The 24577-nt window shown below is 62.0% G+C and carries 22 protein-coding genes; 11 read left to right on the top strand and 11 right to left on the bottom strand.

What is annotated here, in order from left to right:
• Positions 1-87 precede the first annotated feature (87 nt).
• Complete coding sequence (locus DEM27_RS31080; protein WP_109462122.1) at positions 88-2295, top strand: Wzz/FepE/Etk N-terminal domain-containing protein; 2208 nt, start codon at positions 88-90, stop codon at positions 2293-2295.
• Positions 2296-2311: 16 nt separating this feature from the next.
• On the opposite strand, the gene DEM27_RS31075 is transcribed toward DEM27_RS31080, so the two are convergent.
• Both DEM27_RS31075 and DEM27_RS31070 read right to left on the bottom strand, forming a co-directional pair.
• Positions 2312-3523, bottom strand: a complete 1212-nt coding sequence (locus DEM27_RS31075; protein ID WP_245446252.1) for a GNAT family N-acetyltransferase — start codon at positions 3521-3523, stop codon at positions 2312-2314.
• 154 nt (positions 3524-3677) lie between these two features.
• The gene (locus DEM27_RS31070; protein WP_109462120.1) at positions 3678-3887 is read right to left on the bottom strand and encodes a DUF2842 domain-containing protein; all 210 of its coding nucleotides are present in this window, start codon (positions 3885-3887) and stop codon (positions 3678-3680) included.
• Between the two features lie 130 nt (positions 3888-4017).
• Here DEM27_RS31070 and DEM27_RS31065 point away from each other — a divergent pair, with 130 nt between their 5' ends.
• A complete protein-coding gene (locus DEM27_RS31065; RefSeq protein ID WP_109462119.1) occupies positions 4018-5100 on the top strand; it encodes a COX15/CtaA family protein in 1083 nt (360 codons plus the stop codon).
• A 35-nt stretch (positions 5101-5135) separates the two neighbouring features.
• On the opposite strand, the gene argC is transcribed toward DEM27_RS31065, so the two are convergent.
• The 5 genes from argC to DEM27_RS31040 form a co-directional block, all read right to left on the bottom strand.
• Positions 5136-6068 carry an N-acetyl-gamma-glutamyl-phosphate reductase gene (gene argC, locus DEM27_RS31060; RefSeq protein ID WP_109462118.1) on the bottom strand — a complete coding sequence of 311 codons (933 nt, stop codon included), beginning with the start codon at positions 6066-6068 and terminating at the stop codon, positions 5136-5138.
• Positions 6069-6148: 80 nt separating this feature from the next.
• Positions 6149-7099 (bottom strand): agmatinase, encoded by a 951-nt coding sequence (gene speB / locus DEM27_RS31055; protein WP_420028873.1) that lies wholly within the window; start codon positions 7097-7099, stop codon positions 6149-6151.
• A gap of 136 nt (positions 7100-7235) precedes the next feature.
• Positions 7236-7700, bottom strand: coding sequence for a 30S ribosomal protein S9 (gene rpsI, locus DEM27_RS31050; protein ID WP_109462117.1), 465 nt, complete (start codon positions 7698-7700; stop codon positions 7236-7238).
• Between the two features lie 2 nt (positions 7701-7702).
• Positions 7703-8167 (bottom strand): 50S ribosomal protein L13, encoded by a 465-nt coding sequence (gene rplM / locus DEM27_RS31045; RefSeq protein ID WP_109462116.1) that lies wholly within the window; start codon positions 8165-8167, stop codon positions 7703-7705.
• A gap of 235 nt (positions 8168-8402) precedes the next feature.
• The gene (locus DEM27_RS31040; RefSeq protein ID WP_109462115.1) at positions 8403-8828 is read right to left on the bottom strand and encodes a PaaI family thioesterase; all 426 of its coding nucleotides are present in this window, start codon (positions 8826-8828) and stop codon (positions 8403-8405) included.
• 74 nt (positions 8829-8902) lie between these two features.
• Between DEM27_RS31040 and DEM27_RS31035 the strand changes: the two genes are divergently transcribed.
• Positions 8903-9736 carry an enoyl-CoA hydratase gene (locus DEM27_RS31035; RefSeq protein WP_109462114.1) on the top strand — a complete coding sequence of 278 codons (834 nt, stop codon included), beginning with the start codon at positions 8903-8905 and terminating at the stop codon, positions 9734-9736.
• Here the strand turns inward: DEM27_RS31035 and DEM27_RS31030 are convergent, their stop codons facing one another.
• A complete protein-coding gene (locus tag DEM27_RS31030; RefSeq protein ID WP_109462113.1) occupies positions 9737-10573 on the bottom strand; it encodes a DMT family transporter in 837 nt (278 codons plus the stop codon).
• Positions 10574-10847: 274 nt separating this feature from the next.
• Entirely contained in the window at positions 10848-11180 is a 333-nt protein-coding gene (locus tag DEM27_RS31025) for a hypothetical protein (protein ID WP_245446250.1), read from the bottom strand.
• A gap of 81 nt (positions 11181-11261) precedes the next feature.
• Between DEM27_RS31025 and DEM27_RS31020 the strand changes: the two genes are divergently transcribed.
• The 3 genes from DEM27_RS31020 (at position 11262) to DEM27_RS31010 (ending at position 13495) form a co-directional block, all read left to right on the top strand.
• Positions 11262-11690: a CoA-binding protein gene (locus DEM27_RS31020; protein ID WP_109462112.1), complete on the top strand. Its 429-nt coding sequence runs from the start codon at positions 11262-11264 to the stop codon at positions 11688-11690.
• A gap of 88 nt (positions 11691-11778) precedes the next feature.
• Positions 11779-13062: an O-acetylhomoserine aminocarboxypropyltransferase gene (locus tag DEM27_RS31015; RefSeq protein ID WP_109462111.1), complete on the top strand. Its 1284-nt coding sequence runs from the start codon at positions 11779-11781 to the stop codon at positions 13060-13062.
• Between the two features lie 88 nt (positions 13063-13150).
• Positions 13151-13495 (top strand): cupin domain-containing protein, encoded by a 345-nt coding sequence (locus DEM27_RS31010; RefSeq protein WP_109462110.1) that lies wholly within the window; start codon positions 13151-13153, stop codon positions 13493-13495.
• A gap of 43 nt (positions 13496-13538) precedes the next feature.
• On the opposite strand, the gene DEM27_RS31005 is transcribed toward DEM27_RS31010, so the two are convergent.
• On the bottom strand, positions 13539-14786 hold the full coding sequence (locus DEM27_RS31005; RefSeq protein WP_109462163.1) for a cytochrome P450: 1248 nt from the start codon (positions 14784-14786) through the stop codon (positions 13539-13541).
• Positions 14787-14807: 21 nt separating this feature from the next.
• On the bottom strand, positions 14808-16076 hold the full coding sequence (locus DEM27_RS31000; protein ID WP_128755606.1) for a GGDEF domain-containing protein: 1269 nt from the start codon (positions 16074-16076) through the stop codon (positions 14808-14810).
• A gap of 411 nt (positions 16077-16487) precedes the next feature.
• Between DEM27_RS31000 and clpP the strand changes: the two genes are divergently transcribed.
• The 5 genes from clpP to DEM27_RS30975 all read left to right on the top strand — a co-directional run bounded on the left by clpP (position 16488) and on the right by DEM27_RS30975 (position 24402).
• Complete coding sequence (gene clpP / locus DEM27_RS30995; protein ID WP_109462162.1) at positions 16488-17117, top strand: ATP-dependent Clp endopeptidase proteolytic subunit ClpP; 630 nt, start codon at positions 16488-16490, stop codon at positions 17115-17117.
• A 305-nt stretch (positions 17118-17422) separates the two neighbouring features.
• Positions 17423-18700, top strand: a complete 1278-nt coding sequence (gene clpX, locus DEM27_RS30990; RefSeq protein ID WP_109462108.1) for an ATP-dependent Clp protease ATP-binding subunit ClpX — start codon at positions 17423-17425, stop codon at positions 18698-18700.
• Positions 18701-19113: 413 nt separating this feature from the next.
• Complete coding sequence (lon, locus tag DEM27_RS30985; protein ID WP_109462107.1) at positions 19114-21531, top strand: endopeptidase La; 2418 nt, start codon at positions 19114-19116, stop codon at positions 21529-21531.
• A gap of 204 nt (positions 21532-21735) precedes the next feature.
• Positions 21736-22011 (top strand): DNA-binding protein HupB, encoded by a 276-nt coding sequence (gene hupB, locus DEM27_RS30980; protein WP_109462106.1) that lies wholly within the window; start codon positions 21736-21738, stop codon positions 22009-22011.
• 192 nt (positions 22012-22203) lie between these two features.
• Positions 22204-24402, top strand: coding sequence for an esterase-like activity of phytase family protein (locus tag DEM27_RS30975; protein WP_109462105.1), 2199 nt, complete (start codon positions 22204-22206; stop codon positions 24400-24402).
• Positions 24403-24577 lie beyond the last annotated feature (175 nt).

The raw sequence follows: 24577 nt of genomic DNA, 5'->3' as shown, positions 1-24577 counted from the left end.
GCGGCCCGGTCCCATCGTTTTTGCTCTTAACGGTTGGGTTACCATGTTCCTTTACGCTTGTTTCAAACGAGTATTCGGAGTGCGGGTATGGCGAGCGTAAACAATCACCAGCAGGATGTGGATATCGATCTCGGCCAGTTGTTCGGCGCGATCTGGCAGAGAAAGGGCAGGGTGCTGCTCATCACCGCCGCCGCCGCCGCGCTGGCGTTCGGCGCCGCGCAATTGATCTCGCCGACCTACCGCAGCGAGACGCGCATTCTCATCGAACAGCGCACGCCGGCCTATACCGGCGCCGAAAAGGGCGCCACGCCGGAAAACCAGCCGCTGCTCGACGAATTGAACATCGCCAGCCAGGTGCAGGTGCTGCAATCCGTCGACCTGATCAAGCAGGTGGCGCGTGACATGAAGCTCTATGAGCGCGAGGAGTTCGATCCGACCGTCAATCCTTCCATCCTTTCCGATGTCATGGTGCTCTTCGGGCTGAAGAAGAACCCGCTGGACCTGCTGCCGGAAGAACGCGTCATCAAGGAATTCACCGAGAAGCTCGTCGTCTACCAGGTGGAAAAATCCCGGGTGATCGGTATCCAGTTCACCTCCAAGGATCCGAAGCTGGCGGCAGAGGTGCCGAACGCGATCGTCGACGTCTATCTGGCGTTGCAGAGCGGCGCCAAGCTCGATTCCAATTCCGACGCGACGCGCTGGCTGGAGCCGGAAATCGCCAACCTGCGCGAAAAGGTTCGCGACGCCGAAAAGAAGGTCGCCGACTACCGCGCCTCCCGCGACCTGCTGCTGGTCGGCGAGGAGCAGGGCGGCACTTTCGCCAACCGGCAGCTTACCGACATTTCCGCTGAATTGGCCCGGGTGCGCGGCGAGCGTGCGACGGCGGAAGCGCGGGCGCAGAGCGTGCGTGCCGCGTTGAAGGACGGCCGTTCTCTGGACACGCTGACCGATGTCGTCGGTTCCCAGATGATCCAGCGGCTGAAGGAAAGCGAATCGGCGGTGCAGGCGCAGATTTCCGATCTGTCGACCTCGATGCTCGAGGGGCATCCGCGCCTGAAGGGCCTGCGGGCGCAACTGGCCGATATCCGCGCGCAGCGCGAGCGGGAAACACAGAAAATCCTCTCCAGCCTGGAAAACGAAGCACGCGTGTCGCAGCTGCGCGAACAGCAGCTGCTGCAGCAGCTGAACGTCGCCAAGGCGGATACCGCCCGGGCCGGCGGAGAAGAAGTGGAGCTGAAGTCGCTGGAACGCGAGGCTGCTGCCCAGCGTCAGCTGCTCGAAACCTATCTCTCCCGCTACCGCGAGGCGGCTTCCCGCATCGACAAGGGGTCCAGCCCGGCGGATGCGCGCATCATCTCGCGTGCGATCCTGCCGCAGGAACCGTATTTCCCGAAAGTTGTCCCGATCGTCATCGTCGCGGCCATGGCGGCGCTCGTCGTCAGCGCCGTGGTCATCATGCTGATGGAGCTTTTCAGCGGCCGGGCATTGCGACCTGTCGTCACCGGTGCGACCGCAACCGTCGTCACGGCGAGGCAGGAAGACGTGATCGTGGCAGAAGAACCGGTGCAACCGGCGCAGGCCGGGGAAAAACCGGCTGTCAGGCGTGAAAACCCGGCGCCAACGACCAATGTCGCGCAGAGCCTGCTCGCCTTGCAGCCGGTAGCACCCGAGACAGCGGATGAACCTGCCGCGGCGACCGCAACGGAAAACGAATATTCCCTGGATACCGTTGCAGCGTTCCTGGCTGAGCGCATGCCGCTGATCGCCGTCAGCATCTCGCCGACGGGCGACGACGGCTCGGAAGCGACCGTGCATCTTGCCCGCAAGATTTCCGAGAGCGGCCAGAGCGTCATCCTGATCGATTTGACCGGCTCGGCATGGCCGACGCGGTTGATGGCGTCGTCGACCGGCCTGGCCGGCATCACCAACCTGTTGACGGGAGAGGTGGCTTTCGCCGACACGATCCATTCGGACCGCGCCTCGAAAGTGCACCTGATCCCGCAGGGCGGCGCCGACATCCGCAAGGCCATGCGGGCAGCCGACCGGCTGTCGATGGTGATCGACTCGCTGTCCGAGGTCTACGATCTCGTCCTCGTCGAATGCGGCCCTGCTCCGGCGCCGGCAGTGGCGCGTCTGCTGGGCTCCCGGAAGGCGGAGATCATCCTGTCGATCCCGCAGCCGACCGAGGACCTGATGATGACGGTCGTCGGCGATTTCGAAAAGGCCGGTTTCGGCGACCTCGTCTTCCTGTCGGGCGAACTGCCGCAGGCGGGACGTCAGAACAAGGCGGCCTGAGGCCGCCTGACCAGCCTCAGTCGTCGGTGCTTTCCGAAGGGCCTGTCTTGGCACGCAGCCGCTGCAACAGCGCATAGACGCGCGGATTGCCCTTGATGGCGGCCTTGGTCCGCGTGACGCCGCGTTGCGCCACCACCGCAAACCGCCCGACGGCGCTGATCGGTAGCAGGATATCGTGCTGCACCGTTTCCACCGGGCACCAGCTGCGTTTATAGCCCTGGTCGCCGATGCCGAAATCGAACAGGGTAGCGTCTTCGGCGCAGGCCTGCTCGATCATCAGCCAGAACAGCAGTTCGCCCGGACTCGCCTCGGCCGCCACGCTTTCGTCGATCGAGCCGAACTGGCAGATGATGTGATCGCCCTTGCGCGACAGGCCGGCAATGGCGGCAATCTTTCCCTCATGCTCGCCTTTCAGCCTGATCGCATGCAGTTGCAGCGGCGTGTCCCGGCCACCGCCATCCGTTTCCAGCAGCAGGTGGAAGAAGGCCTGCGTTTCCGGCGCGTGAAAAACATTGGGCAGGCCGAGCGCCTTGAACCGCACCGCTTTCTGTTGAAAGAACAATTCCATCAGTGCGCTGCGTTCCACCGGCGTTCGGGCGACGATGTGGTCGAAACCACCCGAGACCTCCAGCCGCTTGACCTGTGAGCGAAATTTCTTGCGCCGCCGCTTGGCATTCAACTGCGCGATCGTCGCCGTGAAGGTCTCGAGCAACGGCAGCTGGAAGGCGTGGTTCTGGTTGACGATCGACGGCAGGTATCGAAACGGGTGGGGCTCGTCGCGCCACAGCAGCGGCACATTCCGCAAGGTGACGATATCCGCCTTGTCCCTGAGGCTTTCGATCAGCCGGCCGCCGATCGACCGCATTGTGATTTCATCCGTGAGGCTTCGGAACTCGGGCGAAAACAGGCCGGTGTTGATGTTGCTGAAACGGCCGGCGATGAATTGCGCCGTGCGCACCATGTTGTGGCGGACGATTTCGAGCGGCAGGATGAAAAGCGTCTTGTCGCCATCGGTGGCGCGGACGATGGCCGGTTGCGTGTCGTGGGTTTTGATCCAGGCCGCGCACCAGTCATACCCTTGGTGAAGCGAGTTGCCGTTGTTGCGTTCTAGGCTGCGCCATTCACGCTCCAGCGGCTCCATGCGGTGGTGGACCTCGACTATCATCGGCAGCGTCGGTCCGCTCGCGCCCTGCGGCGCAGCCGGCATGGTGCTTTCTTGCGATCCCATGGGCGATAGGTCGATCCTGTCTGGCTGCACGGCGGACATCCCTGGCGTTGGCGCTTGTGGCGCGATGCTAGGCAGGGATGCCGGAAAAATGGTTTAAGCCGACCGGCCAGGCCGTCTTTTCCGCATAATGCAGTTATCGCACGGTTAAAGAGGTCTATTTCTTGATCGGCCCCGCCATCCACTTGATCAGGACCATGGCGGGAAGAATCCACAACAAGCCGGTGAGCGTGAAATAGAGAAGGTGCACCCACCACGGCGACCGGCCGAGCAGCAGCGAGGCAAAGGTCGTCGCCAGCAGGGCGTAACCGAGAACCAGCACGATCAGCAGGATTGTGCCGATGAATTTGCGCAGGCGAAGGGGCATGGTCTATCTTTCGTCAGGAACGGCGGCCATTGAAGCGCCCGAAACCGGCCGCGACGGGATGCCGCAAAGGCTTGGGCCTTGTTTTGCACAGGCGGGTCAGGCAAATCAACCGCCAGAAACGAGGAAGATCATGGCAGTCTCACATCCGGCAAACGAAAGCCCCATTCTGGACGTCAACGCACGGCAGCCGCGCGGCCGCCTGGCCGTGCGCATCTGGCTCGGTGTCGTGCTGATGACGCTCTTCTGTCTTGTGCTGGTCGGCGGCGCGACGCGGCTGACCGAGTCCGGCCTGTCGATCACCGAATGGAAACCGATCCACGGCGTCATTCCGCCTCTGTCGGCTGAGGAATGGGACGAGGAATTCACGCTCTACCAGCGTATTCCCCAGTACCAGGAAATCAACAAGGGCATGACGGTCGACGAGTTCAAGACGATCTTCTGGTGGGAATGGTCGCACCGGCTGCTCGCACGCGGCATCGGCGTCGTCTTCGCCCTGCCGCTGATCTTCTTCTGGGCAACGGGGCGCATCGAGCGCCGGCTGCGCTGGCCGCTGGTCGGCCTTCTGGCGCTGGGCGGTTTCCAGGGGTTCATCGGCTGGTGGATGGTGTCGTCCGGGCTTGCCGTGCGCACCGATGTCAGCCAGTACCGGCTGGCGACGCATCTGGTCATCGCCTGCCTGATCTTTGCCGGCTGCATGTGGATCATGCGCGGGCTTTCACCGCACAGCGCCGACCGGGCACCGACCGGCGGTTCACGGACGATGGCGATGGTTATTGCCTGTTTTGCCATGTTCCAGATCTATCTCGGCGCGCTGGTGGCCGGCCTCGATGCCGGCTTCGCTTACAATACCTGGCCGCTGATGGATGGCGCCATCGTTCCGGGTGACCTGTTCATCCAGAAACCTGCTTTCATCAACCTGTTCGAAAACCCGAAGACGGTGCAATACGTCCATCGCCTCGGCGCCTATGTGCTGTTCGCGCTGGTGCTGCTGCACATGATCGGCTCTCTGCGGGCCGCGCCGCAGACGACGCATGCCCGCCGCTCCGTCGTGCTGTTCCTGCTGGTGACAGCACAGGCCGCAATCGGCATCGTCACGCTGGTGATGCAGGTGCCGCTGCACTGGGCCTTGCTGCATCAGGGCGGGGCGCTGCTGGTTCTGGGCTTTGCCGTCGCACATTGGCGCGGCTTTTACGGGGAATATCCGCGCTCGTGAGAGAAAAAGGCGGCCCCGTCGCGGCCGCCTTCGTATTACGCCGACAGCATCAGGTCCATGTTCTGCACGGCCGCACCCGACGCACCCTTGCCGAGATTGTCGAGCAGGGCGACGAGGTTGATGTGCGCGCCGCCCGGCGTGCCGAAGACGAAAAGTTTCATCGTATCCTTGCCCGCCAGTTCGACGGCATCGACGCGCGGCATCGCGGCGCTTTCGGCCAGCGGCACGACGGTGACGATGTTCTGGCCGGCATAATGGTCGGCAAGGGCAGCATGCAGCTTTTCGAGCGTGGCATCCTCGCCGAGATCACCGGCAAACAGTGGAACCTGCACGATCATGCCCTGCGGGAAACGCCCGACGGAAGGGGAAAACAGCGGCGCTCGGTTCAGAAGCCCGTGCGTCGTCATCTCCGGAACATGCTTGTGCTTCAAGGGCAGGCCGTAGAGGAAATGCGGCGAGGATATCGCGTCCGGGTTTGCCGGGTCTTCCATCTGGGCGATCATCTGCTTGCCGCCGCCGGTATAACCGGACACGGCGTTGACCGTCACCGGATAGCCGGCCGGCAGCAGGCCGGCGGCACGCAGCGGCCGGAGGAGGCCGATGGCGCCGGTCGGATAGCAGCCGGGATTGGCGACCAGCCGGGCCGCACGGATCTTCGCCGGTTGCGCCTTGTCCATTTCGGCAAACCCGTAGGCCCAGTCCGGATCGACACGATGCGCCGTCGACGTGTCGATGATCCGCACCTTGTTGTTGCCCGACAACATGCCGACGGCCTCTTTCGCCGCGTCGTCGGGCAGGCAGAGGATGGCGATGTCGGCGCTGTTCAGCAGGTCTTCCCGCAAGGCGGCATTGCGGCGCTCGGCTTCCGGGATCGACAGAAGTTCGACATCGCGGCGGTCGGCCATGCGCGTGCGGATCTGCAGGCCCGTGGTTCCGTGTTCGCCATCGATGAAGATCTTCGGTTTCATATGAGCTCCTGCCTTTTCAAGGGTTTGGGAAAGGTTCCGGAATCAGGATAACAAGCCTCTGATTCATTTTCTTAACGCTGTCACCGGAAGCGGGCCAGCCGCTCGGCGCGCAGGCCGAGCATATACATCGCCACCGTCGCCCCGGCAATGGCGGTGATGTCGGCGTGGTCGTAGGCCGGTGCCACCTCCACCACGTCGGCGCCGCGGATATCGAGCTGCTTCAACCGCTGCAGCACCGAGAGGATCTTGGCACTGGACGGCCCGCCCGCGACCGGCGTGCCGGTTCCCGGCGCGAAGGCCGGATCGAGGCAGTCGATATCGAAGGTGAGGTAGGCGGGCGCACCCGCCGTGTGCGACAGGATCGTCGCGGCGATATCGGCAGCCGACATGTCCTCGACCTCGTGGCCGTAGACGATCCTCACCCCGAAATTTTCCGGAGCATGGGTGCGGATACCGATCTGGATCGAGCGGGCCGGATCGATGATGCCGTCACGCACGGCGCGGGCGACGAAGGAGCCGTGGTCGATGCGCTTGGCGTCATCGAACCATGTATCCTGATGGGCATCGAATTGCACCAGGGCGAGGGGACCGTGCTTGGCCGCATGCGCTTTCAGCAGCGGCCAGGTGATGAAATGATCGCCGCCGAGCGTCAGCAGGAAATCGGTGCCGGAGAGCAGCCTGGCCGTCTCCTTCTCGATCGTCGCGGGCGTCTTCCAGTGGTTGCCGTAGTCGAGCAGGCAGTCGCCGTAGTCGACCACCGACATCGCCTCGAACAGGTCGCGCGAAAACGGATATTGCGGATCGTTGTCGAAGATCGCCGAAGCACGGCGGATCGCCTGCGGCCCGAAACGGGCGCCGGGACGGTTGGAGGTGGCGGCATCGAAGGGTATGCCCCAGATCACGGCATCCGTGCCCTTCACCTGCTTGGAATATTTCCGCCGCATGAAGGACAGCGTGCCGGCATAGGTGGGGTCCGTGGCCGCCGAGGTCAGCGTCTTGGCGGTGAAGGCGTGATCAATGGTCTTGGCCATCAGGCTTCTCACTCTCTTCGAAACGAATGGTCGGAGATTTGTTAAGCGAGCGATGCAGGACACGCAAGCGGCGGTGCCCAAAACAAAAAGGCGGAGCCGAGCCCCGCCTTTTCGATAGTCCATAGTCTTGAAGCGATTAACGCTTCGAGAACTGGAACGAACGACGGGCCTTGGCCTTGCCGTACTTCTTGCGTTCGACGACGCGGCTGTCGCGGGTCAGGAAGCCGCCCTTCTTCAGCACCGAGCGCAGGCCCGGCTCGAAGTAGGTCAGTGCCTTGGAGATGCCGTGACGAACGGCACCGGCCTGGCCGGAAAGGCCGCCGCCGGCAACGGTCGCGTCGATGTCGAACTGGCCGTCACGGGCAACAGCGACGATCGGCTGGCGCAGGATCATCTGCAGCACCGGGCGTGCGAAGTAAGCGGCGAATTCCTTGCCGTTGACCGTGATCTTGCCGGAACCCGGCTTGACCCAGACGCGGGCGACGGCGTTCTTGCGCTTGCCGGTCGCATAGGAACGGCCCTGTGCATCAACCTTGCGGACGTGAGCCGGAGCGGCAGTCTCGGTCGAGGCAAGGTCCTTCAGGGAAGAAAGATCGGCCATGATCAGGCGCTCCTTACGTTCTTGGTGTTCAGCTTGGCGACGTCGAGGACGGCGGGCTGCTGGGCTTCATGCGGATGATTGGTGCCGGCGTAGACACGCAGGTTCTTCATCTGGCGACGGCCGAGCGGGCCGCGCGGAATCATGCGCTCGACGGCCTTCTCGATGACGCGCTCCGGGAAGCGGCCTTCGATGATCTGGCGAGCCGTGCGCTCCTTGATGCCACCCGGATAACCGGTGTGCCAGTAGTACTTCTTGTCGGCATACTTGTTGCCGGTCAGAGCAACCTTTTCCGCGTTGATGACGATGACGTTGTCGCCGTCGTCGACGTGGGGGGTGTAGGTTGCCTTATGCTTGCCGCGCAGACGGTTGGCAATGATGGTGGCGAGGCGACCGACAACGAGGCCTTCGGCGTCGATGATGATCCACTTCTTTTCCACCTCAGCGGGCTTCTGAACGAAGGTAGCCATTGTGTTACTCTCTATCTGGACCCCGTCACCGCGAGGCGAGGGGCGTTTCTTGTTGCTTGATTGGAGGGAAGAACCGATCCAAAACGAATGCGACGACGCCCGAAGGCGAGGGTTAGCAATTCATCGCGGCTTATACTGGTGCGGCTTGGAACCGTCAAGCTTGCCGATTTTGCATGTCGAAAAATTAAACAAGTAAAATCAATGGCTTGAATGTATGGTATATTGATACCACAAATTATCGCGGCGGAATCGAATAGGTGGCGGTGGCATGTGCCACCAGTTTGCCGGCATCTTGCTGGTAGATCGAGGCATCCAGTACGGCCAGACGTTTGCCGAGTTTGAGGATGCGGCATGCGCAGGTGACGGGTTCCGGCTTCGGCAGGCGCAGGAAATTGATGTTGAGGTTTGTCGTCACCGCCAGCGCCACCGGGCCGATATGGGCGAGCACGGCGGCATAGGCGGCGACGTCGGCAAGCGTGAACAGGGCCGGGCCGGACACCGTGCCGCCGGGGCGCAGGTGGCGTTCGGCCGGGTCGAAACGCATGCGCACGACACCGGGCTCGATAGCGATGATGGTGAAGACGCGACCGTCCGTGTGGATCTGCGGAAAATCCGTCTCCAGGAAGGCGTGGAGTTCGTCGATGGTCATCACCGGTATCATGCCGCGGCTCCGTTCTGGCTTCCTTTCGGCTTTCCATGGCAGTAAGAAAGGCAAAGCTCAAGGAGGAAGACGGTATGGCCGAAGTTGTTTCGTTCAAGAAGGATGGTGCATCGGAAACGATCGGGGCGCTGGTGACGGCCGATCTTGCCGATGGCATCCTGCGGCTGACGCTCAACAATCCGCCGGCCAACGTCCTGTCGATCGCGCTGATGGAAACCCTGTCCGCCGAACTCGACCGTGCCGGCGCCGACAGGCAGGTCCGGGTGGTGATCATCGCCGCTGCGGGAAAACTGTTTTCGGCCGGTCATGACCTCAAGGAGATGACGGCGCATCGCGACGATGCCGATCGCGGTCGTGCCTTCTTCGAACGGACGATGCGCCTGTGCGCCGCGCTGATGCTGAAGATCACCCACCTGCCGAAACCCGTGATCGCCGAGATCGACGGGCTGGCGACGGCGGCGGGGTGCCAGCTCGTCGCCTCCTGCGACCTGGCGATCTGCACCGACACCTCGGCCTTCTGCACGCCGGGCGTCAATATCGGCCTGTTCTGCTCGACGCCGATGGTGGCCGTGTCGCGTGCCGCCCATCGCAAGCAGGCGATGGAGATGCTGTTGACCGGCGAGACGATCGACGCCTCCACCGCCAAGGATTTCGGCCTCGTCAACCGCATCGTGCCGAAGCAGTACCTGACGCAGGTGGTGAACAAATATGCCTCGGTGATCGCCGGCAAGTCGCCGCTGACGCTGAAGATCGGCAAGGAGGCCTTTTACCGCCAGATCGACATGCCGCTGGAGGAGGCCTACGACTACGCCGCCAGCGTCATGGTCGAGAACATGCTGGCCCGGGATGCGGAAGAAGGCATCGGTGCCTTCCTCGAAAAGCGGCACCCGGAATGGAAAGGCGAATGATCAGCCGAGCCGCATGATCAGCACGCCGCAGGCGATGACGCCGGCGGCGACGTAGCGCCAGATGCTCGCCTTCTCCTTCAGGAAGACGACGGAGATGACGATGGCGAACAGGATCGCGGTTTCGCGCAGCGCCGCGACGGTGGCGACCGGCGCCTTGGTCATTGCCCACAGGGCAAGCCCGTAGGAGGCGATGGAGCCGGCGCCGCCCAGCAGGCCGCGCCCCCAGTTGAAGCGCACATAGATCAGCACCGGGCCGACGCCGCGCCGGGAGAAGGCCCAGGCGAACAGCAGCACCGGCGGCAGCAGCGACATCCACAACGTATAGGACACCGCGTTCCCGGCGGCGCGGGCGCCGATGCCGTCGACGAAGGTATAGGTGGCGATGACGACGGCATTGGCGAGAGCCAGCAGGATCGCCGTCCGGCCGCCGGCGCGTGCTTCGAAGGCGAGCGTCAGGATGCCGGCGGAAATCGTCGCGATGCCGACATAGGTGCCGAGGCTCAGATGTTCCTTCAGGATCAGCCCACTGGTGGCGGCGACGATCAAGGGTGCGACGCCGCGCATCAGCGGATAGACGAGGCCTATATCGCCGGCCTTGTAAGCGGCAGCCACAAGCTGGAAATAGGCGAACTGCAGCACGGCGGATGCGAGGATGAACGGCACCGCCGCTGCATTCGGAAGCGGCAGGAAAAACACGAACGGCAATGCCGAGACGCCGGCGCCGGCCGAGATCATCGCAGCGCCCAGCGACTTGTCGCTACCAGCCTTGACGATGGCATTCCACGTCGCGTGCAACAATGCGCCGAACAGCACAAGAACGATGACGTCCGCAGACATGGAGGGAAAACCTCAAGGGGGCGAACGCCCGGAAGCCGAAAATCGGCGCAGGTTTGGCCTAAAATCTGTACGGGCGCAATCGGATTTCTAAGGATCTCGCCGAACCACCAGTTTTACTGCCGGGCCAGGGGGCGATTCGCTGCACGCTACCTTAGAATCAAAATGAAAATACATCCATAAGTCGATCTAATTTCCTGAGGGCAACCATAAGATGATTCTAATAATGCAGGGAACAATAAGGATACAAACACAGGACTTACATAGAACTTTCAACTCAGGGGCGCAGCCACCAGTCATCGTCGGTCTTCGGAACGCAGACGCGTATCACGCATTTGGGATCGTCCGACGTCGGCAGGGATTTCAGGTCGGCGAACTCGTAGTTGCCGCATTGGGCGCTGTTGCGCACGGCGCGATCGTAAAGCGTCATGCCGGCGACACGCTTCGACGGATAACGCAGGATCGCCGCACCCTCGCGCTGCACCGTCGCCCGCGCCTCGGCGCAACTCATCGACAGTGAATTGTAACGGGAAATCGCATGCGCCTGTTCCGAGACGGAGAGAGCGGAGACGGCGACGGCAAACGCCCTGGCAACGGCGATTTTTTTCATTGGACGGGTCCTTTTCCCGGGGGGAGGCACTTATATCTCCACAAGGTTGCGACTCAACGAAGGCGGCGAGGAAAAAGTTTCATGAACCATGATCGTTATGACGATAATTATATCAGCGGCATTCTGACGTCGGTGAAGACGATTGCCTTGCTCGGCGCATCGCCGAATGCCGAGCGCCCGAGCTACGGGGTCATGAAGTTCCTGCTCGGCCGCGGGTACAAGGTCATCCCCGTCAATCCGGGGCAGGCCGGCAAGGAAATCCTCGGCCAGACCGTCTATGCGACGCTCGCCGATATTCCCGGACCGGTCGACATGGTGGATGTCTTCCGGGCGGCGGAATACTTGCCGGCGATCGTCGACGACGTGCTGGCGCTGCCGCAGAAACCGAAAGTCATCTGGGGGCAATTGAGCGTCCGTGATGACGTTGCCGCCGCAAAGGCGGAAGCTGCCGGCCTGCAGGTGGTCATGAACCGCTGCCCGGCCATCGAATATCCGCGCCTCGTGAACTGACGGGGAAGCGGCGGCGGATGCCGGCAACTTAGCGATTCACATCCGGATCGAATTGGCTAATATCCGCCCGACAAAAAGGGAGGATTCCATGCCGAAAGACAGTCCGGGTTTCAGCACGCTCGCCATCCATGCCGGCGCCCAGCCCGATCCCACGACCGGCGCGCGGACGACGCCGATCTATCAGACCACGTCCTTCGTCTTCAACGACGCCGACCATGCGGCGGCGCTGTTCGGCCTGCAGCAGTTCGGCAACATCTACACCCGGATCATGAACCCGACGCAGGCGGTGCTGGAAGAGCGCGTTGCGGCGCTCGAAGGCGGCACGGCGGCGCTTGCCGTCGCCTCCGGCCATGCCGCGCAGTTGCTCGTCTTCCACACGATCATGCAGCCGGGCGACAATTTTATCGCGGCGCGAAGGCTCTACGGCGGCTCGATCAACCAGTTCGGCCATGCCTTCAAGAATTTCGGCTGGCAGGTGCGCTGGGCCGACCCCGCCGATCCGGCCAATTTCGAAAGCCAGATCGACGAGCGCACCCGCGGCATCTTCATCGAGAGCCTCGCCAATCCCGGCGGCACCTTCGTCGATATCGCGGCGATCGCCGAGGTGGCGCGCAGGCACGGCATTCCGCTGATCGTCGACAACACCATGGCAAGCCCTTATCTCATCCGTCCGCTGGAACACGGCGCCGACATCGTCGTGCATTCGCTGACCAAGTTCATGGGCGGCCACGGCAATTCCATGGGCGGCATCATCGTCGATGGCGGCACCTTCGACTGGTCGAAATCCGGCAACTATCCGATGCTGTCGGAACCGCGCCCGGAATATGCCGGCATGGTGCTGCATGCCACCTTCGGCAACTTCGCCTTCGCCATCGCCTGCCGGGTGCTGGGCCTGCGCGATTTCGGGCCGTCGATCTCGCCGTTCAACGCTTTCCTGCTGCTGACCGGCATCGAGACGCTTCCCTTGCGCATGCAGCGCCATTGCGACAATGCGCTCGCCGTAGCCAAATGGCTGAAAGGCAATCCGCAGGTGGCCTGGGTCAATTATGCCGGTCTCGAAGACGATCCCAACCACGCCCTGCAGCAGCGTTATTCGCCGAACGGCGCCGGTTCCGTCTTCACCTTCGGTGTCAAGGGCGGTTACGAGGCCGGCAAGAAGCTGGTCGAGGGCCTGCAACTGTTCTCGCACCTTGCCAACATCGGCGACACGCGGTCGCTGGTCATCCATCCGGCCTCCACGACCCATCGCCAGTTGACCGAGGACCAGCAGACCTCCGCCGGCGCCGGCCCCGACGTGGTGCGCCTGTCGATCGGCATCGAGGATGCCGCCGACATCATCGCCGACCTGGAGCAGTCCCTCGGCAAGCTCTGATCCCCAATCGCGGGCGGATCCGCGAAGCAGTTCCGCCCGCCTTATCCCGCCCGCCTCATCCCGCCCGCCTCATCCCGATGGAGTTTTCATGACCACGTTCCTGACTTTCGACCTCGCCGGCGTTGCCGTCGAAGCCGGTGCGCCGGCGCCGGAAAAAGTGATCTCCGGCACGCCGCAGTTCCGCACCTGGAACATCGACGAAGCGGAAGGCGGCGTCTATGCCGGTATCTGGGAGGCGACCCCCGGCAAATGGCATGTCTCTTATGACGAATGGGAGTATTTCCACGTCATGGAAGGCCATTCGGTGCTGACCGAGGAGGGCGGCGAGCCGATCCACCTCAAGGCAGGCAGCCGCCTCATCGTCAAGCCCGGCTTCAAGGGAACCTGGGAAGTCATTGAAACGACTCGCAAGGACTACGTCATCCGGCTGTAGAGCCGGTCACGTTCGCGGTGAGGTTTCCGAGCTCGGGCCCGCCTTACCAGCGAAGGTCGAGCCGGTCGAGGCCGTGGAAATGATAGACGTCCTTGACCGTCGGCGTACCCGCCAGTTTCAGCCCCGGCAGGCGTTCGAACAGGATCGGCAGGGCGATGTTCAGCTCGAGCCGGGCGAGCGGCGCGCCAATGCAGAAATGGATGCCGGCGCCGAAGGACAGGTTCGGCGCTTCCTTGCGGTCCGGCTTGAAGGTCAGCGGATCGGAAAATTTCTGCGGATCGAGATTGGCGGCGGCGAGGATCAGGCTCGCCGTGTCGCCGCGCTTGAAGCTGATGCCATCCAGTTCCACGTCTTCGAGGGCATAACGCTGGAAGATGTGCACCGGGGCGCAGATCCGCAGCGATTCTTCCACGGTGCGCTCGGTGCTCTGTTCGTCGGCAAACAGTTTTGCCGGATCATAATCGCTGTCGAGGATGACTTTGACGGAATTGCCGATCTGGTGCACCGTCGCCTCGTGGCCGGCATTCAGCAGCACGATCGTCGTCGAGATCAACTCGTCGTCGGTGAGATATTGCCCCTTGTGCTCCGTATGGATCATGTGGCTGAGCAGGTCGTCCTGCGGATCGGCGCGGCGCTTGGCGATCATGCTGCGCACATAGTCGGCAAATTCCTTGGCAGCCTGGTCGGCGGCGTATTCATCCGCCTCGGTGCGCCCGAACATGTACATGCGCACATAGGCATGCGACCACTTCAGCAACTGCGGCCCCATCTCTTCGGGAATGCCGATCATCCGGGCGATCATCGTCACCGGGATGACGTCGGCGAAGGCCGAGAGCAGCTCGACTTCGCCGTCCTTCTCGAAGCGGTCGATCAGGGTGTGCGAAAGCGCTGCGATTTCCGGCTTCATCCTTTCCACATGCCGCGACACGAAGGCACGGTTGACCAGCGTGCGCAGGCGGGTGTGGTCCGGCGGCTCCAGTTCCAGCAGCGAATAGGCTTCGGCGGCATCGAAGTGCCGTGTGTGGGGTAGCGGCGCCGGCATGCCGAGGTCTTCACGCGTGGCGATATGCAGGATCTGCCGGCCGAAACTCCGGTCTCGCAGAAGGGCGTTCACATGGTCGTAGCCGGTGAAGAACCATTTGCGCTGCTGTTGCCAATAGAAGGTGGGACATTGCGCATGCAATGCCGCATAGACCCGGTTCGGGTCGGAATAGAATGCGGGGTCCCGGCCGTCGAGCGAAACGTGTCGCGTGGCGGGATCGATGGAGAGAAGGGAGGGGGATATCGACATGATCGCCATCCCTAGCGGATTTCAACGCCCGGTTAAAGAGGAACGTGTCCGCCGCCTGGAAACCTTGGTGTTGTTTGCTGCCTTCGCGACCCGCTGCAGCGCGGCCACCTGGGCATCCGTGTCCATCGGCGGTTCTCCCATGTCTGGGGCGGCGCCGGAGGCGAGGACCACGCGGTTACGGCCGGCATTCTTGGCACCGTATAGCGCCTTGTCGGCGTCGCGGATCATCCGGTCTATCGTTGCGTCCTGCGCGTCGCAGGACATCAGGCCGGTGCTGACGGTGGCGGAAACGCCACCGCCGATGCAGGGGACCGGCGAGGCGTCGAATTCGGCACGGATGTTTTCGGCCAGTTGTTTCGCTTCCGCCACGTCATCGATCGGCATGACAGCCGCGAATTCTTCGCCGCCGAGCCGTCCGAAAGCGCCGCGTCCGGCCAGCCTGCGGGTCACCAGCCGCGAGAAGGCGATCAGGACCTCGTCGCCAGCCTGATGGCCGTGGCGGTCGTTGATCTGCTTGAAATGGTCGAGATCGAAAAGCAGCAGCGAAAGTTGCCGGTTGCCGCGTTCGGCTTCCGCCTTGATGGAGGTGAAGCGGTCGAAGAAGCCGCGCCGGTTCAGCACCCCGGTGAGCATGTCGGCGGCGGCAAGGTCGCGAAGCCGCTGCTCGGAGCGCTCGATCAACATCTTGGCACCGAACATCACGCTGAGCACGACGCTCAAGGCGGCAGTGAAGCCGGTAAGCGGCGCGGTGCTGATTTCCTGCAGCGTGAGTGCCGGGCGGAGCGACATCTCGATGCTGGCGATCACGGAGATGGCCCCCTGCAGCGCGAAGACACTGGCGAGGGAGCGTCTCGTCCGCGGCGTGCCAATGCCGGGCGGCAACAAGGAAAGCATCAGCAAAAGGCAGCCGCTGGCGCAAGCGATACTGTACAGGCTGACGCGGTAACCCAGGTTTTCGCGGATGACGGGAACGAACATGCCGGCGATCCAGATGGCTGTCGGCAGCGCCACGATCGGCCGAATGGCCCGGCCGTCGATGCTGCGTATACCGGAGACGCCGAAGGAATAGGACGCCAGGGCCAGAGCGTTGCCGATCTCGATCGAAAGGAAATCCGGAATCTGCCCCCGCGCGGCGATAAGCAGCACGCCGACGGCATGCGCCGTGAATGCGGCGCTCCAGAGAATGTAGGCCCTGGCGCCACGGTCATGGAGCCACGCGAACAACAGGATCGCGGAAAGGGCGAGGGATTCTACCGACCAAAATATCAGGCCGGTCTTCACGTCTATCACCGTCCTGGGCCTCCCTTGGCGTGCGGTTCGGACTAGCAGTACGCTGCCAGTGCTTAAATTCCTGTTGCGATAAGACGCTGATTTTTTGAATGTTCGGGAGTTTTGTCCTGACGCTTGTCAAGACGCCTTCGCCGGGATGGTACGGCGGCAGCCGCCGCTTCATACATCCTTCACCTTACCACCACGAAAACATGGGGGTATCCCTTGCCATAACTGGGAATTAATGTCGCGCCTGCCACAAAGCGCGCATGCGTCGCCTGCACCGGCAGGCCGGCCGGGGTGGGGTTTAACGATAAAGACGGCTCCGTCTTGAAGTGCGGTGCGTGGACACTCTATGTAAGGGTTGACATAGTTTCCAAATGATTCCTTTTGCGGCGGGCCGCTGCGGGAAAGAGCATACAAAGGATGGACATGAGCAATCCAGTCGATACCGCCATGGCACTGGTGCCAATGGTTGTTGAGCAGACGAACCGCGGCGAACGGTCGTACGATATCTATTCTCGCCTGCTGAAAGAGCGCATCATCTTCCTCACCGGCCCGGTCGAGGATCACATGGCGACGCTCGTCTGCGCCCAGTTGCTGTTCCTCGAGGCCGAAAACCCCAAGAAGGAAATCGCGCTCTACATCAATTCCCCGGGCGGGGTCGTCACCGCTGGCATGGCGATCTACGACACGATGCAGTTCATCAAGCCTGCCGTCTCGACGCTCTGCATCGGCCAGGCCGCATCCATGGGTTCGCTGCTTCTCGCCGCCGGCCACAAGGACATGCGGTTTGCGACGCCGAACGCGCGGGTGATGGTGCACCAGCCCTCCGGCGGCTTCCAGGGCCAGGCCTCGGATATCGAACGCCACGCCCGCGACATCCTCAAGATGAAGCGCCGCCTCAATGAAGTTTATGTGAAGCACACCGGCCGCACTTACGACGAAGTCGACCAGACTCTCGATCGCGACCATTTCATGGATGCCGACGAGGCGCTGAAGTGGGGTTTGATCGACAAGGTTCTGACGTCACGCGTCGAACTCGAAGGCGATTCGGCCTGAGTATTGCATGTGAAATGCGTCCCGCCCGCCACAGTTCTATCCCATTTGTGATGAATGGGTGGGTTTAAACTGGCGGGAAGGGCTGTAATAGTACCTATTAATGCTATGTTGAATTTTTATGACATAGCATCGTATTCGGTGGGTGCTGATTGTCGCTGGATATGGGTCGTGCGGTGTTGCCCGGTCCGACGAACAGTCTCCCTGATAGCTCTGCCGGCGGCTTGGAACGAGGTTTCGCCGGCAAGCGATAGAGTGGACCGCGTTTCGCGACAGGCGAAACGACGGCGTGCTGGAAGGAAAGTGATATGAGCAAGGTCAGCGGCAACAACGGAGGGGACTCGAAGAATACCCTCTATTGTTCATTCTGCGGCAAGAGCCAGCACGAAGTCCGGAAACTGATCGCCGGACCGACAGTCTTCATCTGCGATGAATGCGTCGAATTGTGCATGGATATCATCCGTGAGGAAAACAAGTCCTCGATGGTCAAGTCCCGCGACGGCGTCCCCACGCCCCAGGACATCATCAAGGTCCTCGATGAATACGTCATCGGCCAAAAGCAGGCCAAGCGCATTCTCTCCGTGGCGGTGCACAACCACTACAAGCGTCTCGCCCATGCCTCCAAGGGCGGCGATGTCGAGTTGGCGAAGTCGAACATCATGCTCGTCGGCCCGACCGGCTGCGGCAAGACCTATCTCGCCCAGACGCTCGCCCGCATCATCGACGTGCCGTTCACCATGGCCGACGCGACGACGCTGACCGAAGCCGGTTATGTCGGCGAAGACGTCGAGAACATCATCCTGAAGCTGCTGCAGGCTGCCGACTACAATGTCGAGCGGGCGCAGCGCGGCATCGTCTACATCGACGAAGTCGACAAGATCTCGCGCAAGTCCGACAACCCGTCGATCACCCGCGACGTGTCGGGCGAAGGCGTGCAGCAGGCGCTGCTGAAGATCATGGAAGGCACCGTCGCTTCGGTTCCGCCGCAGGGCGGCCGCAAGCATCCGCAGCAGGAATTCCTGCAGGTGGATACGACGAACATCCTGTTCATCTGCGGCGGCGCCTTTGCCGGCCTCGACAAGATCATCTCCGCCCGTGGCGAGAAGACTTCGATCGGCTTTGGTGCTACGGTGAAGTCACCGGAAGATCGCCGCGTCGGCGAAGTGCTGCGCGAATTGGAGCCGGAAGACCTGGTCAAGTTCGGCCTCATCCCGGAATTCATCGGCCGTCTGCCGGTTCTGGCGACGCTCGAAGACCTCGACGAGGATGCGCTGATCCAGATCCTGTCCGAGCCGAAGAACGCGCTCGTCAAGCAGTACCAGCGCCTGTTCGAGATGGAAGACGTTGAGCTGACCTTCCACGAGGATGCCTTGCGCGAAATCGCCAAGAAGGCGATTATCCGCAAGACCGGCGCGCGCGGCCTGCGCTCGATCATGGAAAAGATCCTGCTCGACACCATGTTCGAACTGCCGGAACTGGAAGGCGTGCGCGAAGTTGTGATCTCCGAGGATGTCGTGCGCGGCAATGCCCGTCCGCTGTACATCTATGCGGAGCGCCTCGAAGAAAAGGCCAACGCTTCGGCCTGATCGCGGCGCCTGCGCGCCCGGCATCGAACGAGAAACCGAAAGGGTCTGCCTGTGCAGGCCCTTTTTCTTTGATGCTTCCGTCCTTTTCGTGGTGCTCGCTTTTCTGAGATGCTAGACTCGCGGGCCTGCGTCGAGTCAGGCGGTTGAAGTGCAGGGATTTCCGCTTTTTATGAGGAAAGGCTAAAATTGTTTGTCTTTCAGTCGTTCCCGTAAGCCACGCGACAGGTTTTATGCGTAATTTGTAATTTGCGTTCCCATTGTAAAATGACTGTCACAAAGACCGGACGAGGGGTCGGGCGAGCCTTGAAAACAGGGCAGCTGCACTCCACCTGTAAGCGGACAGAATTTTGCCGGTGAGGTTTCGACCATTCGGCAAAGCAGCCCGGAAACGGGTCTATGGAAAGGAAATGATAATGACGAAAAAAGCGTCTGTCGCCAAGGAAAGCGCCGCCTATCCGGTCTTGCCGCTGCGCGACATCGTAGTGTTCCCGCACATGATCGTGCCGCTGTTCGTCGGCCGCGAGAAGTCGATTCGCGCTCTCGAAGAGGTGATGGGATCCGACAAGCAGATCATGCTCGTGACGCAGATCAATGCGAGTGACGACGATCCGTCGCCTTCCGAAATCTACAAGATCGGCACGGTCGCCAACGTCCTGCAATTGCTGAAGCTGCCCGACGGCACCGTCAAGGTCCTCGTCGAAGGCCGCGCCCGCGCCACCATCGAGGGTTACAGCGAACGCGAAGAGTTTTACGAAGCTCATGCACAGGTTCTCGAAGAGCCGGAAGACGATCCGGTCGAGATCGAGGCGCTGGCCCGTTCGGTCGTTTCCGAGTTCGAGAGCTATGTGAAGCTCAACAAGAAGATCTCTCCGGAAGTGGTTGGCGCCGCCAGCCAGATCGAGGATTATTCGAAGCTCGCCGACACGGTCGCCTCGCATCTCTCCATCAAGATCACCGAGAAGCAGGAAATGCTGGAAACCACCAGCATCAAGGGCCGCCTGGAAAAGGCGCTCGGTTTCATGGAAGGCGAAATCTCCGTCCTGCAGGTCGAGAAGCGCATCCGCTCGCGTGTCAAGCGCCAGATGGAGAAGACCCAGCGCGAATATTACCTGAACGAGCAGATGAAGGCGATCCAGAAGGAGCTCGGCGACGGCGAGGACGGCCGTGACGAGATGGCCGAACTGGAAGAGCGCATCGCCAAGACCAAGCTCTCCAAGGAAGCCCGCGAAAAGGCCGATGCGGAGCTGAAGAAGCTGCGCAGCATGAGCCCGATGTCGGCGGAAGCCACGGTCGTGCGCAACTACCTCGACTGGCTGCTCGGCATTCCGTGGGGCAAGAAGTCGAAGATCAAGACCAACCTCAATGCCGCCGAGAAGGTGCTTGAGCTGGATCATTTCGGTCTCGACAAGGTCAAGGAGCGTATCGTCGAATATCTCGCCGTCCAGGCGCGTGCGACGAAGATCAAGGGCCCGATCCTGTGCCTCGTCGGCCCTCCGGGCGTCGGCAAGACCTCGCTCGCCAAGTCGATCGCCAAGGCGACCGGCCGTGAGTATGTCCGCATGGCACTTGGCGGCGTTCGTGACGAAGCCGAAATCCGCGGCCATCGCCGCACCTATATCGGCTCGATGCCCGGCAAGGTCGTCCAGTCGATGAAGAAGGCGAAGAAGTCCAACCCGCTCTTCCTGCTCGACGAGATCGACAAGATGGGCATGGACTTCCGTGGCGACCCGTCGTCCGCTCTGCTGGAGGTGCTGGATCCGGAACAGAACTCGACCTTCATGGACCACTACCTGGAAGTCGAATACGACCTGTCGGACGTCATGTTCGTGACGACGGCCAATACGCTGAACATCCCGGCGCCCCTGATGGACCGCATGGAGATCATCCGTATTGCCGGCTACACCGAAGAAGAGAAGAAGGAAATCGCCAAGCGGCACCTGCTGCCGAAGGCCATCAAGGAGCACGCGCTGCAGCCGCATGAATTTTCGGTCAGCGACGACGCGCTCATGGCGGTCATCCAGCAGTACACCCGTGAGGCCGGCGTCCGCAGCTTCGAACGCGAACTGATGAAGCTCGCCCGCAAGGCGGTGACGGAGATCATCAAGGGCAAGACGAAGTCGGTCGAGGTCACGGCGGCGAACATCCACGACTATCTCGGCGTTCCGCGCTTCCGCCACGGCGAAGCCGAGCGCGAGGATCAGGTCGGTGTCGTCACCGGTCTCGCCTGGACGGAAGTCGGCGGCGAGCTTTTGACCATCGAAGGCGTCATGATGCCGGGCAAGGGTCGCATGACCGTGACCGGCAACCTGAAGGACGTGATGAAGGAATCGATCTCGGCTGCGGCATCCTATGTCCGCTCCCGCGCCGTCGATTTCGGGATCGAGCCACCGCGCTTCGACAAGTCGGACATCCATGTGCACGTGCCGGAAGGTGCGACGCCGAAGGACGGTCCGTCGGCCGGTGTCGCCATGGCAACCGCCATCGTCTCGATCATGACCGGCATCCCGGTTTCGAAGGACGTGGCGATGACCGGCGAAATCACGCTCCGCGGTCGTGTCCTGCCGATCGGTGGCCTGAAGGAAAAGCTGCTTGCCGCACTGCGCGGCGGCATCAAGAAGGTGCTGATCCCGGAAGAGAACGCCAAGGACCTGGCCGACATTCCGGACAACGTCAAGAACAGCATGGAGATCATTCCCGTGTCGCGCATGGGTGAAGTTCTCCAGCATGCCCTGACCCGTATGCCCGAGCCGATCGAGTGGGACGGCGTCGTCGAGACGCCCGTCATCGCCACCGTCGAAGGCGCCGATGACGGCCAGCTAATCGCGCATTGACGGGCATTTGGCCACACTAATGCCAAAATGGCATCAAAACCCCGGAAGGCCGGCATTTTTGCCGGCCTTTTTTTGTGAAAAATAACCGGATGTGCTTGCTTTTCAGGGTTTTGCGGGGCTTTAGAGTTGCGGCGCGCCGATGCTTGGCTATTCTGCGCGCCCTGATACCCAAGACGTTTCAACCAATCAGAAAGGGGTGGAAACATGAACAAGAATGAACTCGTAGCCGCAGTCGCCGAAAAGGCAGGACTGACCAAGGCTGACGCGACTTCCGCCATCGATGCTGTTTTCGAAACCGTGCAGGCGGAACTCAAGAAGGGCGGCGATCTCCGTCTCGCGGGTTTCGGCAGCTTTACCGTTTCCCGTCGCGAAGCTTCGAAGGGCCGCAATCCCTCGACCGGCGCCGAAGTCGACATCCCGGCGCGCAACGTGCCGAAGTTCACGGCCGGCAAGGGCCTGAAGGACGCTGTCAACAGCTAAGGTATTTCAAGGTGGGGGCGGTGGCGGCCATGCGGGCCGACTGCCAGCCAACCCTGGATCGTCAAGGAGGCCCGGCCGGCAGCGTCGGGCCTTTTTCCGTTCATGCGGCATCGTTGCGCGATTGTCATCCGCCTGTCATCTGCATCGCGCACAAGCCTCCCGTTCCCTTTCACGGAAACAGGAGGTTTCCCTATGACGATCCGTTTTTCCCACGCAGCCCTGACGGCCGCGCTCCTGGCATCGGTCGCCGTTCCGGCAAGCGCCGAGCAGGTTTTCAACCGTATTTCTTCCTTTGCCGTCGCCAACAACATCCCGGCCGATGCCGACAAGGCATCCGTCACGTCGGCTGAAATCATCACGGCCACCGAAGACGGCAACATGCTGATCTATTCCGACAGCCCGTTCAAGTCGATCGGCTTCATCGACATCACCGACGCAAAGGCCCCGAAGGCTGCCGGTTCGCTGAAGATGGGCGGCGAGCCGACCTCCGTGACCGTCGCCGGCGCCAAGGCGCTCGTTGCCGTCAACACCTCCGAAAGCAAGCAGAAGCCGTCCGGGAAGCTCTCCATCGTCGACATCGCGACGCAGAAGGAAGAGGCAAGCTGCGAGCTCGGCGGCCAGCCGGACTCGATCGCCCTGTCGCACGACAAGACCTTCGCAGCCATCGCCATCGAGAACGAGCGTGACGAAGATCTCAACGACGGCATCCTGCCGCAGATGCCGGCCGGTGACCTCGTCATCGTCCAGGTCAAGGACGGCGTTGCCGATTGCGCGTCGATCAAGCACGTCACGCTGACCGGCCTGACCGAAATCGCTCCGGAAGATCCGGAACCCGAATTCGTGTCCATCAACGACAACGGCGAAATCGCCCTGACGCTGCAGGAAAACAACCACATCGTCATCATCGACGGCAAGACCGGCGACGTGAAGAGCCACTTCTCGGCCGGCACGGTCGATCTGGAAGGCATCGACACCAAGACCGATGGCGCACTGAAGTTCACCGACAAGCAGGAAGGCCGCAAGCGCGAGCCTGACGCCGTCAAGTGGCTCGACAACGATCGTATCGTCGTCGCCAACGAAGGCGACTATGAAGGCGGCTCGCGCGGCTTCACCATCTTCGACAAGACCGGCAAGGTCCTGTACGAAGCCGGCAACACCTTCGAGCACGCCATCGCGCAGCTCGGCCACTATCCGGAAAAGCGGTCGAAGGCCAAGGGCGCCGAGCCGGAAGGCCTGGAAGTCGGCACGTTCGGCGGCCAGAGGTATTTCTTCGTGCTGGCCGAGCGCGCCTCCATCGTCGGTGTCTACAAGGATACCGGCGCCGAGCCCGTCCTGACCCAGCTGCTGCCCTCGGGCATTTCGCCGGAAGGCGCCGTTGCCATTCCGGGCCGCAACCTGCTGGCAACCGCCAACGAAGTGGATCTCGTCGAGGATGGCGGTGCCCGCTCGCACGTGATGCTGTATGAGTTCGCCGAAGGCGAGAAGGCCTATCCGATGCTGCAGTCGGCAATCGTCGACGGCGCTCCGATCGGCTGGGGCGCGCTCTCCGGTCTCGTCGGCGACGCCGAGAAGGACGGCATCCTCTACGCCGTCAGCGACTCGGTCTATGGCAACCAGCCGTCGATCTTCACCATCGACGCCACCAGGAAGCCGGCCGAAATCACCGATGTCCTGCGCGTCAAGCGTGACGGCCAGCCGGCCCAGAAGCTCGACATCGAAGGCATCACGCTGGACGGCAAGGGTGGCTACTGGCTGGCGTCGGAAGGCAACAGCGAGAAGCTCGTCCCGCATGCTCTCTACAACGTCAACGCCAAGGGCGAGATCAAGCAGGAAATCGCTCTTCCGGCCGAGCTTTTGAAGGGCGAGACCCGCTTCGGTTTCGAAGGCATCACCGCAATCGGCACGGGCGAGGATCTGACGCTGTGGATGGCCGTCCAGCGCGAATGGGGCAAGAGCGAGAAGGGCTTCGTCAAGCTCGTATCGTACAAGCCTGCTTCGAAGGAGTGGGGCGCCGTGCACTATCCGCTCGAAAAGGCGGAAAGCGGCTGGGTCGGTCTTTCCGAGATCACCGCGCATGGCGAATACGTCTATATCATCGAGCGTGACAACCAGATCGGCGATGCCGCCAAGCTGAAGAAGCTCTACCGCGTCGCCATCGCCGACCTCAAGGCTGCCCCGATCGGTGGCGAGCTGCCGGTCGTTGCCAAGCAGGAAGTCCACGACTTCATCCCGGACCTGAAGTCGGCCACCAACGGATATGTCGTCGACAAGCTCGAAGGTTTCACCTTCGACAAGAGCGGCAAGGCCTACGCCGTGACCGACAACGACGGCGTCGACGACTCCTCGGGCGAGACGCTGTTCTTCCAGGTCAACCTGCAGGGCACCAACTAAGATCGCTGTCATCCGGCAATGGAAAGGCCCGGCGTTTGGAGCGCCGGGCCTCAGACTACTGACAAACCCGTCGATTTTTATCGGCGGGTTTGTCGTTTTTGGGGATGCTCGCAGGAGAGGTGTTTATGCCTGTAGTATTGCGTTATGATAGGCAGGCCAAGGAGTTCATCCCCAA

Origin of the sequence: Rhizobium album (assembly GCF_003122325.1) — a bacterium.
Classification (GTDB): domain Bacteria; phylum Pseudomonadota; class Alphaproteobacteria; order Rhizobiales; family Rhizobiaceae; genus Metarhizobium; species Metarhizobium album.
The sequence above is the reverse complement of the archived record's forward strand: the minus strand, read 5'-3'. Positions and strand labels throughout refer to the sequence as shown.

What these genes read in the sequence shown, in the direction of transcription:
- DEM27_RS31080 (WP_109462122.1), top strand. Translation starts at nt 88, where the DNA reads ATGGCGAGCGTAAACAATCACCAGCAGGATGTGGATATCGATCTCGGC.
- DEM27_RS31070 (WP_109462120.1), bottom strand. Translation starts at nt 3,887, where the DNA reads ATGCCCCTTCGCCTGCGCAAATTCATCGGCACAATCCTGCTGATCGTG.
- rpsI (WP_109462117.1), bottom strand. Translation starts at nt 7,700, where the DNA reads ATGGCCGATCTTTCTTCCCTGAAGGACCTTGCCTCGACCGAGACTGCC.
- DEM27_RS31040 (WP_109462115.1), bottom strand. Translation starts at nt 8,828, where the DNA reads ATGATACCGGTGATGACCATCGACGAACTCCACGCCTTCCTGGAGACG.
- speB (WP_420028873.1), bottom strand. Translation starts at nt 7,099, where the DNA reads ATGGCCAAGACCATTGATCACGCCTTCACCGCCAAGACGCTGACCTCG.
- DEM27_RS31075 (WP_245446252.1), bottom strand. Translation starts at nt 3,523, where the DNA reads ATGGGATCGCAAGAAAGCACCATGCCGGCTGCGCCGCAGGGCGCGAGC.
- DEM27_RS31015 (WP_109462111.1), top strand. Translation starts at nt 11,779, where the DNA reads ATGCCGAAAGACAGTCCGGGTTTCAGCACGCTCGCCATCCATGCCGGC.
- argC (WP_109462118.1), bottom strand. Translation starts at nt 6,068, where the DNA reads ATGAAACCGAAGATCTTCATCGATGGCGAACACGGAACCACGGGCCTG.
- DEM27_RS31065 (WP_109462119.1), top strand. Translation starts at nt 4,018, where the DNA reads ATGGCAGTCTCACATCCGGCAAACGAAAGCCCCATTCTGGACGTCAAC.
- clpX (WP_109462108.1), top strand. Translation starts at nt 17,423, where the DNA reads ATGAGCAAGGTCAGCGGCAACAACGGAGGGGACTCGAAGAATACCCTC.
- clpP (WP_109462162.1), top strand. Translation starts at nt 16,488, where the DNA reads ATGAGCAATCCAGTCGATACCGCCATGGCACTGGTGCCAATGGTTGTT.
- DEM27_RS31035 (WP_109462114.1), top strand. Translation starts at nt 8,903, where the DNA reads ATGGCCGAAGTTGTTTCGTTCAAGAAGGATGGTGCATCGGAAACGATC.
- DEM27_RS31030 (WP_109462113.1), bottom strand. Translation starts at nt 10,573, where the DNA reads ATGTCTGCGGACGTCATCGTTCTTGTGCTGTTCGGCGCATTGTTGCAC.
- DEM27_RS31020 (WP_109462112.1), top strand. Translation starts at nt 11,262, where the DNA reads ATGAACCATGATCGTTATGACGATAATTATATCAGCGGCATTCTGACG.
- DEM27_RS31010 (WP_109462110.1), top strand. Translation starts at nt 13,151, where the DNA reads ATGACCACGTTCCTGACTTTCGACCTCGCCGGCGTTGCCGTCGAAGCC.
- DEM27_RS31025 (WP_245446250.1), bottom strand. Translation starts at nt 11,180, where the DNA reads ATGAAAAAAATCGCCGTTGCCAGGGCGTTTGCCGTCGCCGTCTCCGCT.
- DEM27_RS31005 (WP_109462163.1), bottom strand. Translation starts at nt 14,786, where the DNA reads ATGTCGATATCCCCCTCCCTTCTCTCCATCGATCCCGCCACGCGACAC.
- rplM (WP_109462116.1), bottom strand. Translation starts at nt 8,167, where the DNA reads ATGGCTACCTTCGTTCAGAAGCCCGCTGAGGTGGAAAAGAAGTGGATC.
- hupB (WP_109462106.1), top strand. Translation starts at nt 21,736, where the DNA reads ATGAACAAGAATGAACTCGTAGCCGCAGTCGCCGAAAAGGCAGGACTG.
- lon (WP_109462107.1), top strand. Translation starts at nt 19,114, where the DNA reads ATGACGAAAAAAGCGTCTGTCGCCAAGGAAAGCGCCGCCTATCCGGTC.
- DEM27_RS30975 (WP_109462105.1), top strand. Translation starts at nt 22,204, where the DNA reads ATGACGATCCGTTTTTCCCACGCAGCCCTGACGGCCGCGCTCCTGGCA.